Annotated in this window: 13 protein-coding genes; 6 read left to right on the top strand and 7 right to left on the bottom strand. The window is 63.2% G+C overall.

Going from position 1 to position 12,496, the window contains the following annotated elements:
- Nucleotides 1–95 precede the first annotated feature (95 nt).
- The gene (locus ACP2AV_RS00065; protein WP_426370610.1) at nucleotides 96–1,202 is read left to right on the top strand and encodes a site-specific DNA-methyltransferase; all 1,107 of its coding nucleotides are present in this window, start codon (nucleotides 96–98) and stop codon (nucleotides 1,200–1,202) included.
- A 75-nt stretch (nucleotides 1,203–1,277) separates the two neighbouring features.
- Here ACP2AV_RS00065 and ACP2AV_RS00060 read toward each other — a convergent pair whose 3' ends face one another.
- Both ACP2AV_RS00060 and mutY read right to left on the bottom strand, forming a co-directional pair.
- The gene (locus ACP2AV_RS00060) at nucleotides 1,278–2,414 is read right to left on the bottom strand and encodes an alkane 1-monooxygenase (protein ID WP_426370609.1); all 1,137 of its coding nucleotides are present in this window, start codon (nucleotides 2,412–2,414) and stop codon (nucleotides 1,278–1,280) included.
- Between the two features lie 9 nt (nucleotides 2,415–2,423).
- On the bottom strand, nucleotides 2,424–3,434 hold the full coding sequence (gene mutY, locus ACP2AV_RS00055) for an A/G-specific adenine glycosylase (protein WP_426370608.1): 1,011 nt from the start codon (nucleotides 3,432–3,434) through the stop codon (nucleotides 2,424–2,426).
- Nucleotides 3,435–3,532: 98 nt separating this feature from the next.
- Between mutY and ACP2AV_RS00050 the strand changes: the two genes are divergently transcribed.
- The 3 genes from ACP2AV_RS00050 to ACP2AV_RS00040 are packed head-to-tail and all read left to right on the top strand — an operon-like array spanning nucleotide 3,533 to nucleotide 5,892.
- The gene (locus ACP2AV_RS00050; protein WP_426370607.1) at nucleotides 3,533–4,060 is read left to right on the top strand and encodes a DUF721 domain-containing protein; all 528 of its coding nucleotides are present in this window, start codon (nucleotides 3,533–3,535) and stop codon (nucleotides 4,058–4,060) included.
- 3 nt (nucleotides 4,061–4,063) lie between these two features.
- Nucleotides 4,064–4,732, top strand: coding sequence for a DsbA family protein (locus ACP2AV_RS00045; RefSeq protein WP_426370606.1), 669 nt, complete (start codon nucleotides 4,064–4,066; stop codon nucleotides 4,730–4,732).
- A complete protein-coding gene (locus ACP2AV_RS00040) occupies nucleotides 4,729–5,892 on the top strand; it encodes a CaiB/BaiF CoA transferase family protein (RefSeq protein WP_426370605.1) in 1,164 nt (387 codons plus the stop codon). Before ACP2AV_RS00045 ends, ACP2AV_RS00040 begins: the two co-directional genes overlap by 4 nt.
- On the opposite strand, the gene lpxK is transcribed toward ACP2AV_RS00040, so the two are convergent.
- The 3 genes from lpxK to ACP2AV_RS00025 are packed head-to-tail and all read right to left on the bottom strand — an operon-like array spanning nucleotide 5,889 to nucleotide 8,454.
- Nucleotides 5,889–6,878, bottom strand: coding sequence for a tetraacyldisaccharide 4'-kinase (gene lpxK, locus ACP2AV_RS00035; RefSeq protein ID WP_426370604.1), 990 nt, complete (start codon nucleotides 6,876–6,878; stop codon nucleotides 5,889–5,891). The genes ACP2AV_RS00040 and lpxK overlap by 4 nt on opposite strands.
- Nucleotides 6,878–8,185, bottom strand: coding sequence for a 3-deoxy-D-manno-octulosonic acid transferase (locus tag ACP2AV_RS00030; RefSeq protein WP_426370603.1), 1,308 nt, complete (start codon nucleotides 8,183–8,185; stop codon nucleotides 6,878–6,880). The genes lpxK and ACP2AV_RS00030 overlap by 1 nt, the downstream gene beginning before the upstream one ends.
- Before the next feature lie 26 nt (nucleotides 8,186–8,211).
- Nucleotides 8,212–8,454: a DUF4170 domain-containing protein gene (locus ACP2AV_RS00025; protein ID WP_426370602.1), complete on the bottom strand. Its 243-nt coding sequence runs from the start codon at nucleotides 8,452–8,454 to the stop codon at nucleotides 8,212–8,214.
- A 136-nt stretch (nucleotides 8,455–8,590) separates the two neighbouring features.
- Here ACP2AV_RS00025 and ACP2AV_RS00020 point away from each other — a divergent pair, with 136 nt between their 5' ends.
- Both ACP2AV_RS00020 and ACP2AV_RS00015 read left to right on the top strand, forming a co-directional pair.
- Nucleotides 8,591–9,379 carry an HAD-IIB family hydrolase gene (locus tag ACP2AV_RS00020; RefSeq protein WP_426370601.1) on the top strand — a complete coding sequence of 263 codons (789 nt, stop codon included), beginning with the start codon at nucleotides 8,591–8,593 and terminating at the stop codon, nucleotides 9,377–9,379.
- A 29-nt stretch (nucleotides 9,380–9,408) separates the two neighbouring features.
- On the top strand, nucleotides 9,409–10,629 hold the full coding sequence (locus ACP2AV_RS00015; RefSeq protein WP_426370600.1) for a glycosyl transferase: 1,221 nt from the start codon (nucleotides 9,409–9,411) through the stop codon (nucleotides 10,627–10,629).
- A gap of 3 nt (nucleotides 10,630–10,632) precedes the next feature.
- Here the strand turns inward: ACP2AV_RS00015 and ACP2AV_RS00010 are convergent, their stop codons facing one another.
- Both ACP2AV_RS00010 and ACP2AV_RS00005 read right to left on the bottom strand, forming a co-directional pair.
- Nucleotides 10,633–11,412, bottom strand: coding sequence for a 3'(2'),5'-bisphosphate nucleotidase CysQ (locus ACP2AV_RS00010; RefSeq protein ID WP_426370599.1), 780 nt, complete (start codon nucleotides 11,410–11,412; stop codon nucleotides 10,633–10,635).
- A partial coding sequence (locus tag ACP2AV_RS00005; RefSeq protein ID WP_426370598.1) for a TldD/PmbA family protein occupies nucleotides 11,399–12,496 on the bottom strand: 1,098 nt, incomplete at its 5' end. The genes ACP2AV_RS00005 and ACP2AV_RS00010, both read right to left, overlap by 14 nt.

Here is a 12,496-nt window from a genome sequence, read left to right as displayed (position 1 = left end):
CCCACTGATTCAAATAAAATATTTGACCACGAATCGGTCGTGACTCATCTTTGTCCACAAGCAAACAGCGCAAAAAGCGCGGCACGAGGCAGAGTATGAAAACGAAAACGACGGCCAAAAAGGCGGCGGCGACGCTGCCGTTGAACCAGATATTGCCAGGCGACTGCATCGACGTGATGAACAGTCTGCCAGAGGCGTCCATCGACCTGATTTTCGCCGATCCGCCCTACAATCTTCAGTTGCGCGGCGATCTGCATCGCCCCGACAATTCCAAGGTGGACGCGGTCGACAACGACTGGGACCAGTTTTCCAGCTTTCAGGCCTATGACGATTTCACCCGCGAATGGTTGACGGCCGCGCGCCGCCTGCTGAAACTCAACGGGGCGATCTGGGTCATCGGGTCTTATCACAACGTGTTCCGGATGGGCGCCGAGTTGCAGAACCAGGGCTTTTGGATCCTGAACGATGTCGTCTGGCGCAAGGCGAACCCGATGCCCAATTTCCGCGGCAAACGCCTGACCAACGCGCACGAGACGCTGATCTGGGCCAGCAAGTCGGAAGGTGCGAAATACACGTTCAACTACGAAGCGCTGAAGGCCCTGAACGAAGGTATCCAGATGCGCTCGGATTGGGTGCTGCCGATCTGCAATGGCAACGAACGGCTCAAGGACGATAACGGCGACAAGGCCCACCCGACCCAGAAACCTGAATCCCTGTTGCACCGCGTTCTGCTGGGCACCACGAACCCTGGCGATGTGATCCTCGATCCGTTCTTCGGCACGGGCACCACCGGGGCGGTGGCCAAGATGCTGGGTCGCGAATTCATCGGGATCGAACGTGAACGCGCCTATCGCGAAGTGGCTGAAAAGCGGCTGTCCAAGGTGCGCAAGTTCGACAAGGAAGCGCTGGAAGTCAGCACATCGAAACGTGCCGCGCCGCGCGTGCCCTTTGGTCAATTGGTCGAACGCGGCCTGCTGCGTCCGGGCGAAGAGCTGTATTCCATCGGCAATCGCCACAAGGCCCGCGTGCGCGCCGACGGCACGTTGGTGGGGCAAGACGTCAAGGGGTCGATCCACCAGGTCGGCGCCCACCTGGAAGGCGCACCCAGTTGCAACGGCTGGACCTATTGGCACATCCGCCGTGATGGCAAGACGCTGCCGATCGACGTGTTGCGCCAGCAAATCCGCTCGGAAATGAACTGATCACTATACCGCCGGTGCCTGTGGCCTGACTTCCACGGCATCACCTTTGCCCCGCCCTTTGTGGCGGGGTTTTTTTTAGCTGCCCGTGGGCATCGGATTGGTCCCGGCCTTATAGGGCGACCAATCATCGATATGGGGGTAGTGCTGCTTGCGCCAGGCGCGCACTCTGGGGTTCATCACGCGCCGCCAGATCGGCGGGATCATCGCGATACTGCCCATCAGCGGATAGCCAAAGGGCAGCTGGGGCGCGTCGTCGGGGGCGTGGTTCTGAAGCAGCGGAAAGCGCCGATCCGGCTTGTAGTGGTGATCGGAATGGCGCTGCAGATTGATCAGCAACCAGTTCGTCGCCTTGTGCGCTGCATTCCACGAATGGCGCGGCTTGACGTGTTCGTAGCGGCCATTTTCAAGATATTCGCGCGTCAGCCCGTAGTGTTCGACATAGTTGGTCAATTCCAGCTGCCACACCGCCACCAACGCCTGGAACAGGAACAGTGCCAAGCCGGTCCAACCGCCGATGACATAGGCCAGCGCCAAGGCCAGCAATTGCAGCGCGCCATAGCGCCAGAACGGATTGCGCCGGTGCAGCGGCCCCAGTTTTCGGCGCGCCAGCATCGCCGTTTCCGCCCGCCAGGCTGATCGCGGACACTCTCTCAGGACACGCAGGAAATATCTGTGAAACCCTTCGTTGTAGCGCGCGCTTACCGCGTCGCGCGGTGTTGCGACGTGCACGTGGTGGACCAACAGATGTTCAGATCGAAAGTGCGAATAGAGCACAGTCGCCAGCAGCAAATCACCCAACCAGCGTTCCAGCGGGTTTTTCTGGTGGAGCAGTTCATGGGCATAGACGATCCCGATCGACCCCGACGCGACACCCACGCCAAAGAACAGCACGATCGTTTCCACCAGCCCCAGATGGTCCGATCGCGTGACCCACCAGATCATCCCGTAAATCAACGCCACCTGCACCGGGAACCACAGGATCGTGATCGCGCGGTGCCAAAACAGATCGCTTTGCGGGGTGTGGGGGTCGGCGTTGCCCGCATCCAACCCCAGGATCGCATCGAGCAAGGTAAACAGCCACCAGCCGTATGCGGGCAGCAAGACCACCGTCCAGCCGCCGTACCACGCCCCGATCACGGCCATGGGCACCATGCCCAATGACAGCCAAAACGGCAGGGCCGGGGACGGACGATAGGAAATGGTTGTGCTCATGTGATCGGGTCAGTCTTGGGTCTGGGCCAGAACGTATGCCTTTTTCATCACGGTCGGAAGGGACGAAGCGGTCACAGGTTCGAACCGTCCGTCCGCGTGATCCGGCGCCGGGGCCGCCATCACGGTCAATTCCAAGTGGAAATGGGTGAAGGTATGCTTAACGCCGCCGATATTCCGCCAGTCTGCATCGAAGGGTGGCGCATGTGCGGGATCGTCGGTCCAGTCGGTTCCCGGAAAGCCCAGCATGCCGCCCAGCAGGCCCGAACCGGGCCGTGTTTCAACCAGCCAGCCCGGGCCACGGTGGGCCAAATAGACATAGCCCCTGCGCACCGGCTTGGGCTTTTTGGCGGTCTTTTTCGGCAGCTCGGCGGCGATGCCCTTGGCGCGGGCCGCGCAAGGCGCCTGCCACGGGCAGATCCCGCATGACGGGCTGCGCGGGGTGCAGACCGTCGCCCCAAGGTCCATGACCGCCTGAGCATAGTCGCCCGCCCGGTGTTGCGGCGTCAGCCGGGCGGCCAGATCGCTCAGCTTGCGTTTGGCGCCGGGCAGGGGATCGCGCACGGCAAAGACGCGTGCCATCACGCGCTCGACGTTGCCATCCACCACCGTTTCGGGCTGCTCAAAGGCAATCGCGGAAATGGCCGCCGCCGTGTAAGGGCCAATGCCGGGCAAAGCGATGAGCCCGTCGCGCGTGTCGGGGAACCGCCCGCCGTGATCCTGAACCACCGCGCGCGCGCATTTCAAAAGGTTGCGCGCCCGTGCATAGTACCCCAGCCCGGCCCATTGCGCCATCACATCGGCATCTTCGGCTGCGGCCAGATCGGTGACCCTTGGCCAGCGCGCGGTAAACCGGTGGAAATAGTCGCGCACCGCGGGCACTGTCGTCTGCTGCAGCATCACCTCGGACAGCCAGACCCGGTAGGGATCGGGCACCACGCCCTGCGCACGATCCTGCGGCGATACCCGCCATGGCAGATCGCGCGCATATTGGTCGTACCACGCCAGCAAGGCGTCGCTCATGTCTGTTTCACGCAATCTTTATACCTCTGCCCTGTGCTTTATGCTGGCCCCGGGCCCTGCGCCGCCTAAAATAGGCCCGGAAACTGGATAGGCCACCCATGACCGGCGATGCAAAGGATCACAATCGGAACAGAAAGAAGCGCGGCTTTCAACGCGCCTCGTCGCTGTTGCAAACGCGCATCCGCAAAGCCGGGGAAACACGCGGCTTTGCCGTGACCCGGTTGCTGACCCACTGGCCCGAGATCGTGGGCGAACAGACCGCGTCGATCGCCCGCCCGGTCAATGTCAGCTATTCCAAGGGCGGTTTCGGGGCCACGCTGACGGTGCTGACGACAGGCGCAAACGCCCCGATGCTGCAGGCCGAACTGCCCAAGATCCGCGACAAGGTGAACGCCTGCTATGGCTATGCCGCCATTGCCCGCATCCGTATCACCCAGACCGCCCCCACCGGTTTTCACGAAGGGCGCGCCAGCTTTGAACACGCGCGCAAGCCATCGGTGGACAAATCCCCGGAAATCACACAGGCCGCGCGCGAGCTCAGCGCCGACACCCGCGATGACAAATTGCGGAGCGCCCTTGAAATACTTGCCGCGAATGTGCTCTCTCGCGCCAAGTCATCGGAGTAGAACATGAACAAGAAAATCATCCTTGCGGCCATCGCCGCTGTCATCTTTGCGGGCGGCGCTGCGATTTATACCCGCCAGAGCGCCGCCCCGACCATGTCACAGATCGTTCCTGCGGCCGGCGAAGACGCGGCAGAAATCGACACCTCGGGCATCGTGGAAATGAGCCTGGGCAACCCCGACGCGCCGGTCACCGTGATCGAATACGCGTCCTTCACCTGCCCCCATTGCGCCGATTTCCACCAGGACCAGTTTCAGCAGATCAAAGAAAGCTACATCGACACCGACAAGGTGCATTTCATCTACCGCGAGGTGTATTTCGACCGCTACGGTCTGTGGGCCGGGATGGTCGCGCGCTGTGGCGGTGAAATGCGCTATTTCGGGATCGCGGACATGATTTTCGAACAGCAAAAAGACTGGCTGGGCGCGGGCGATCCGCTGCCGATCAGCCAGGCCTTGCAGAAAATCGGCAAGACCGCCGGCCTGACGGACGACCAGTTGGACCAATGCCTGAACGATGGTGACAAGGCGCGCGCGCTCTATGCGCTGTTTCAAAAGAACGCAGAAGAACACGATATCACCGGCACCCCCAGCTTCATCATAAACGGCGAAAAGTATTCGAACATGGATTACGCCAAATTCGCTGCTGTCCTTGACGAGAAGTTGGCGGAATGACTGGTCCGCTCGCGGGTGTCAAAGTCATTGAAATGGCACGAATTCTGGCCGGTCCCTGGTCGGGTCAGACACTGGCCGATCTGGGCGCGGATGTGATCAAGATCGAAAGCCCGGCAGGCGATGACACCCGCCGCTGGGGTCCGCCCTTTGTCACCCGTGATGACGATGTGTCGGCCAGTTATTTTTATTCGTGCAACCGGGGCAAGCGGTCCATCGCGGTGGATTTTTCCACGCCCGAGGGTCAGAAAACCGTGCGCGATCTGGTCGCCGATGCCGATATCCTGATCGAAAATTACAAGCTGGGCGGGCTGGCAAAATACGGGCTGGACTATGACAGCCTGTCCAAGGTGAACCCACGGCTTATCTATTGTTCGATCACCGGATTTGGTCAGACCGGGCCCTACGCCCATCGCGCCGGGTATGATTTTATCATCCAGGGCATGTCGGGGCTGATGTCGGTGACCGGCGCGCCCGAGGGGCAGCCGCAAAAGGTCGGCGTGGCGGTGACCGATCTCTTTACCGGTCTCTATGCCACGACCGCGATCCTTGCGGCGCTGCATCAGCGCGACAGCTCCGGCAAGGGCCAGCATATTGATATGTCGCTGCTGGATACGGCCGTGGCGGTGACCGCCAATCAGGGCATGAACTATCTGGCGACAGGCACGCCGCCGGGGCGGATGGGCAACGCACACCAGAACCTGACGCCCTATCAGGTGTTCGATTGCGCCGACGGCTGGATCATCATCGCGACGGGCAACGACGCGCAGTACCAGCGCCTGTGCGCGCTGCTTGGTGTCGACGATATGGCGCGCGATCCTGATTTCCTGACCAACGCCGACCGAATCGCCAATCGCGCCGAACTGACCCGTCGTCTGACCGAGGCCACCTTGCGCTTTGCCAAGGACGATCTGCTGGCCGCCTGCGAGGCACAGGGCGTTCCCGCCGGGCCGATCAACGACTTTGCCGAAGTGTTCGACGACCCGCAAGTGAAAGCCCGCGGCATGCAGCGCGAACTGGACGGCGTGCCGTCGATTGCCGCGCCGTTCCGGTTTTCCGATGCCGACATGGTGATCGAACGGACCGCGCCCAAGCTGGACGAACATGGCGATGACATCCGCGCCGGGCTGGCCAGGACCAAGGCAGAAAGCGTGGCGGATTAGGGCAGCAAACGCGCAAGCAAGGCGTCGATGGCGGACCAGTCCTGGATGTCCAGGCGAACCGGCAAGGTGATGACCTTGGCGCGGAAGCTGGCTGGCAAGCGCACCGCATCCTTTTCCGTGGTGACCAGCTGTGCGCCCAGGCTGGCGGCATGCTGTTCCAGCCGTGCCATCAGCGCGGGGGTCAGGGGCTGGTGATCGTCCAGTGATTCGCCATGCACCAGTTCCGCGCCGGCCTCGCGCAGGGTTGCAAAGAACTTGGCCGGGCGCCCGATCCCGGCAAAGGCCAGCACCCGCAGCCCGTCCCAGTCCATGCCGGTCTGCAACGGCGCCAGATGCCCGTCGACAAGGGGCAGGCCCAGCCGGTCGCCATAGCGCGCGGCAAAGGCCTGCCGTTGCGCCGGCGGCCCGATGACCACGCCAGCATGCGCGCGCTGCGCGCCCGCCTCGATCGGTTCGCGCAGGGGGCCAGCGGGCATCACCCGTTCGTTGCCGAACGCCTGGCCGGCATCAATCACCAGCAGGCTGAGATCCTTGTGCACGCCGGGGTTCTGAAACCCGTCGTCCAGCAGAATGACATCGGCGCCCGCATCTTCGGCGGCCCGGACGCCGGCGGCCCGGTCCTTGGCGACCCAGGTCGCGGTAAAGGCGGCAAGTAGCAGTGGCTCATCCCCGGTCTGATCAGCCGTGTGGCGCGTTTCATCCACCCGGACCGGGCCTTCAAGCCGCCCCTTGTAACCGCGCGTGACGATATGGACAGCGCGCCCGCGACCCATCAGATGCTGCGCCATGGCGATTGCGGTGGGCGTCTTGCCCGTGCCCCCTGCGTTCAGGTTGCCGATACAGATCACCGGCACACCCGCCCGGTAGCCCTGATTGGTCTGACGGCGCGCGGTTTCGCCAGCGTACAGCGCGGCTAAGGGGGCCAGCAGACGCGCCTGCCAACCGGGGGCATCGGGGCTGTTGAACCAGAATCGGGGGGGCTGCATCACATGGCTCCTTTTCGTGCCAGCGCATCCAGCAACACCGCGCAAATGCGTTCCCGCACCTCGGCGCCGGCGGATGCGACGGTCCAGGCGGCATGGGCGATGGATGCGACGCGATCAGGGGCTTGCAGGCTTTCGATCACCTGGGCCAGATCGTCAGCGCTGTGCACTTCGACTGACGCATTGGCATTGCGCAGCAACTGGTAGGCGGCCTTGTGACATTGCACATCGGGCCCGTGAATGATCGCCGATCCGAGCGCCGCGGCGGCCAAGGGGCTGATACCGCCGCCGCCTTGAAAAGACGTGCCCAGGAAGCTGACCGGGGCAAGCCGATACCACATGCCGTCCTGATCGTGATCGGATGCGACCACGACCTGCGCGTCGGGGCTGTTGTCGAACTGGCTTGCCTCAACCCCGATCAGCCCCATCGCGGTCACCTTTTCCAGGATACGGTCCACGGCGCCGGTGTTGGCCGGAACGACGAACATCACAAGCCGGTGCGCCCGGCGCAGCGAATACCGGAAAGCATCGAGTAGCAGGTCTTCTTCCTGCGCCGAAACCGACATCGCCAGGAACCGGGGCCGCACCCCGACCAATGCGGCCATCGCTTCGCGCGCGCCAGTTTCGCAATCGGGCGGGTCCGCGTTGGGTTCCAGAAAGCCGATTTCTTCCACCGTCCAGGACCGCGCGCCCATGCGCACACGCTCGTCGTATTTGCGGTCGCCGACAAAGATCTTTTCGAACCGCCCCATCAGATCGCGCCGCAACTGTGGGGCAAAGCGCCACGGAATACGGGGTCTGCGTTCTTCGGGCCCGTCGGCGGCAAAAATCGGGATCGAACGCGCATCGGCCAGATCGATCAGGTTCGGGCGCAGGTCATAGCCGATGAATAGCCCAAGATCGGGCCGCCAGAAATCAAGAAAGGCGCTGACTGCGGCGGGGGTGTCATCGGGCACCACAATGACCTGAACGTCGGCATCAAAGGGCAGCTCGGCGATTGTCAGATCGGCGGTGGTGACCACAAAGCTGAGTGTGCCGTGCGCTTCCTCTAGTTTCAGCGTCATATCGACAAGGGCCAGCGCCGCATTCGCCGATGGCACGTGGACCCAGATCAACGCCCCCCTGGGGCGCACGCAGCTGTCATAACTGCCAAGATGCTGATCATCGATGCCCTGCTCAATCTTGTCTTGGGCCTGCGCGGCCTGTGCCCGCGCGGCAATCTGCGCGCGCGCGGAAGGCACCCCAAGCGCTTGCGGGCCAAGGCCGGGCACGCGCCCACGGGTCAGGGCCCGATAGGTTTTCAGGAACATAGATTGCGCCATGGCTTGGGCAGCGATCAGGTTGGTTCAGTGTCTGCCGAGGTGTCTTTTTCCTCGTCCAGCAAACGGTGGATGTTGGCGATGAAATACCGCATGTGCGCATTGTCGACCGTGCGCTGTGCCTGACTTTTCCAGGCGTCGTAGGCGGCCTCGTAACTTGGGAAGATCCCGACCAGATCAATCGCTTCGGGGTCCTTGAATTGCGTGCCGGACGGGTCGGTCAGTTCACCCCCGAACACAAGGTGCAGACGCTGGGACATGGGACCTCCGAAAACTGGTTGGATGCTGCGCAGCGTAGACCATGGACCCGGTGGGTCAAGCAAGTCGCGAAAGCCGTTTGCTAATCTTTCCGCAACGCGGCAAAGTTGGGTAAACAATGCAAAGGCGGGCAACCAGGTGACCAGATTGATCGTGTTTTCGGATCTTGATGGCACACTTCTGGATCACGAAACCTATTCCTACGCGCCGGCCCAACCGGCCCTGGACCGGCTGCGTGCACAGGCGATCCCGCTGGTGCTGGCCACGTCGAAAACGGCGGCCGAAGTTGTCGATCTGCGCGCTGACATGGGCTTTGCTGACTATCCTGCGATCGTCGAAAACGGCGCAGGTGTGTTGCCGGCCGGGGCCACAAAGGCTGCGACAGATGCCAGTGCGGATGACCACGCGCGCCTGATCGCGGTCCTGGATCAAATCCCCGATGCGCTGCGGGCCGGCTTTGCGGGGTTTACCGATTGGGGCCCTGACGGGATCGCCGAAAAGACCGGCTTGTCGCCCGATCAGGCCGCCAAGGCCGGGCAACGGCAATTTTCCGAACCGGGCATCTGGCACGGGGCGCGCGCCGACGAAGACCGTTTCATCGCCGAACTGGCCAGGCACGGCGTGGCGGCCCGGCGCGGCGGGCGGTTCCTGACCTTGTCGTTCGGGGCCACCAAGGCCGGGCAGATGACCGCCATCCGCGATGCAATCGCGCCGGGCGCGCGCATGATGGCGCTGGGCGATGCACCAAATGACGCTGAAATGATCGCCGCGGCCGATATCGGTGTGGTCGTGGCAAACCCAACGGCGCCGGATTTCACCGATCTTCTGGGCGATGCGGCCGGCACTGTGCGCCGAACGACACGTGCGGGACCTTCCGGTTGGAACCAAGCCGTACTGCAAGTAGTTAACCAAACGGAAGCCTCGTAACGCGCGCGGGGCAATTGAAGGAGTAGACCTTGGCTGATTTCCACCAGAGCGGATCTGTCGCGACGTTGCATAACCTGCGGACCTCATCGGTTGACGATCTGAACCGCGAACTGGCCAGTATGAGCGCAACGCGCCCGATCACTTTGATCCTGCCATCGCTCTTTTCCGAACTGGAAGGCGACGCGCTGCCCGCCATTCTGGACCACCTGTCCAATGTGCCCTATCTGCACCGGATCGTGATCGGTCTGGATCGCGCCGACGAAGCCCAATTCCGCCACGCCAAATCCTTCTTTTCGCGCCTTCCGCAAGATCACGTGGTTTTGTGGAATGACGGGCCGCGCCTGCAGGCGGTGGACAAGCGGCTCAAGGAACTGGAACTGTCGCCGTCCGAGCCGGGCAAGGGCCGCAACGTGTGGTTCTGCATGGGCTATGTTCTGGCACGCGCCGATACGGCGGTCGTTGCCGTGCACGACTGTGACGTGCTCACCTATGACTCGGAAATGCTGGCCCGGCTGGTCTATCCGGTCGCCAACCCCAACTTCCCCTATCAGATGTCCAAGGGGTTCTATCCGCGTGTCGCAGACGGCAAGCTGAACGGGCGCGCGTCGCGGCTGTTGGTGTCGCCGTTGCTGCAGGCGATGAAGCGGGTGCTTGGGCCGCGCGACTATCTCGATTTCCTGTCCGAATTCCGCTACCCGCTGGCGGGGGAATTTGCCATGCGCACGTCGATCCTGCCCGATATGCGGATCCCGTCGGATTGGGGGCTGGAAATCGGGCTGTTGTCCGAAGCATGGCGCAACCTGTCGCCGCGCTCGGTGTGCCAGGTTGATATATCGGACCGGTACGACCACAAGCACCAGACCCTGTCCGCCGACGATGCCAGCACCGGGCTGTCGCGTATGTCGGTCGATATCTGCAAGGCGATCTATCGCAAGCTGGCCGCGGATGGCACGGTGTTTTCCGAAGAGATTTTCCGCAGCATCAAGGCCACCTATTTCCGCACCGCGCTGGATATGATCGAAACCTATTACAACGATGCCAAGATGAACGGGCTGCACGTCGATCGCCACACCGAAGAAGCCACGGTCGAACTGTTCGCGGCCAACATCATGAAATCCGGAGCGGTGTTTCTGGACAACCCGATGGAAACGCCCTTTATCCCGAACTGGAGCCGCGTGCACGCCGCCGATCCCGACATCATGCGCGCCATGGTCGAAGGCGTGGCGGCCGACCACGAACAATACGCCTGACGGTTACGGCGTTCGCAAGCGGGCGCTCATGTCGCCGACCAGACCAGCGCTGCCGGCCAACATGCCGGGCAGGGCGGGGTGGGGATTGTTGAACGCCACGCGGTGGCCCAGCCGGTCGCGCACCACGGCGCCGGCCTCTTCGACCAGCAGCGCGCCGGCGGCCACGTCCCATTCCCAGGTGTCGCGAAAGGTGATCATCGCATCAAAGCGCCCCTGTGCGACCAGGGCCAGCCGATAGGCCAGCGACGGGCGGAAATGCCGGTTCATGGCCGGAATCCCGCCCGGCCAGTGCACCGGATCAAAGTTCGTCTTGGCCCCCAGAACCGCCGCGCCATCTGCCGTGGGGTTTTGGGCCGCAGTGATCGGTTCGCCGTTCAAGAACGCCCCGCCGCCTGCCGACGCTGAAAACAACCGCTTGAGAACGGGCAGATACACCACCGCCGCGGTGATTTGCCCGTTGTCGACCACGGCCAAAGAATGCGCCCAGTGGTTTTCGCCCGCGATAAAGGCGCGTGTCCCGTCGATCGGATCGACAATGAACACCCGCTGGTTGCTCAGCCGTGCGTCGCTGTCTTCGGTTTCTTCGGACAGCCAGCCATAGTCCGGGCGCGCCCGCAAAAGACCCTTGCGCAGGTCGGTGTCCACGGCCAGATCCGCTTCGGTCACGGGGCCGGCGCCGTCGGGCTTTTCCCACACGTCGGGATCGTCCTGCCAGTAGCTCATGGCGATTTCGCCAGCCGCACGGGCCGCGTCGATCAGAAGGTCCAGATCATGCGCCGGCAAGGGTCATCCTTTCCACCAGAAGCGATGGCACCACGCGCGACAGATGGGTGCGCGCGTCATTGGCCGCAACGATGCTGCCCAGCATGTCGCGCAGGTTGCCCGCGATGGTGCATTCGTTGACCGCATACTGGATTTCGCCGTTTTCCACCCAATAGCCGATGGCGCCGCGCGAATAATCGCCCGTGTTGTCATTGATGGTCGACCCGATCAGCGACGTGACCACCAGCCCGGTGCCCATCTGCGCAATCAGCGCGTCCTTGGTCACATCGCCCTGTGTCAGCGCCACGTTCCCCGCCGCGGGCGAAGGCGGAGCGCCCGGCCCGCGCACGGCGTTGGCCGTGCTGTCCATGCCCAACTTGCGCGCTGTGGCAAGATCCAGCGTGTACCCTTGCAGCACGCCGTCCTGCACGATGGCCCGTTTGCGCTTGGGCAGGCCTTCGGCGTCGAACAGACGCGAGGATGCGATGCGCGGGCGAAACGGGTCTTCGGTCAGCGACAGGGCAGGCGGCAGCACCACCTCGCCCACGGCGCCGCGCAGCCAACTGGTGCCGCGCACGATTTTCGTGCCGTTGATGGCCTGCAACAGGTGGTCGATCAGGCTGCTGGATATCCGTTCGTCAAACAGCACCGGATAGGTTCCGGTGGGCGGTTGGCGCGCGCCCGATCGTGCCAGGGTGCGCTGGGCGGCGGTTGTCCCGACAAATTCAGGCGTTGGCAGATCGGACTGAAAGGTTCGGCTTTCGCCATAGTGATCACGTTCCATCCCGGTGCCCGTGCCGGTGATGGCAACGCAGGACATGCCCCGTTCGCTGCGCGTATAGCCGCCGTCAAAGCCGTTGCTGGCCGCAAGGTGGATCCGGCGCAGCGCATAGCCCGCGCTGGCCGATTGCACGGCGGAAATCCCTGTCTGCGCCATGGCGGCCGCTTCGGCGCGCCGCGCGTCTTCCTGCAAGACCGCGACATCCGGTTCCGGCGCCGGGTCGTGCAATTCCAGCTTTGCGACATCCCGATCCTGCGCAAGCTGAGATGGATCGGCCAGCCCCGCAAAGGGGTCGTCGGGCGCGTGCCGGGCCATGGCCACGGC

Source organism: Aliiroseovarius sp. PTFE2010 (assembly GCF_049943335.1).
Classification (GTDB): domain Bacteria; phylum Pseudomonadota; class Alphaproteobacteria; order Rhodobacterales; family Rhodobacteraceae; genus JBNFVY01.
This window is presented reverse-complemented; position numbering and strand designations above follow the sequence as displayed.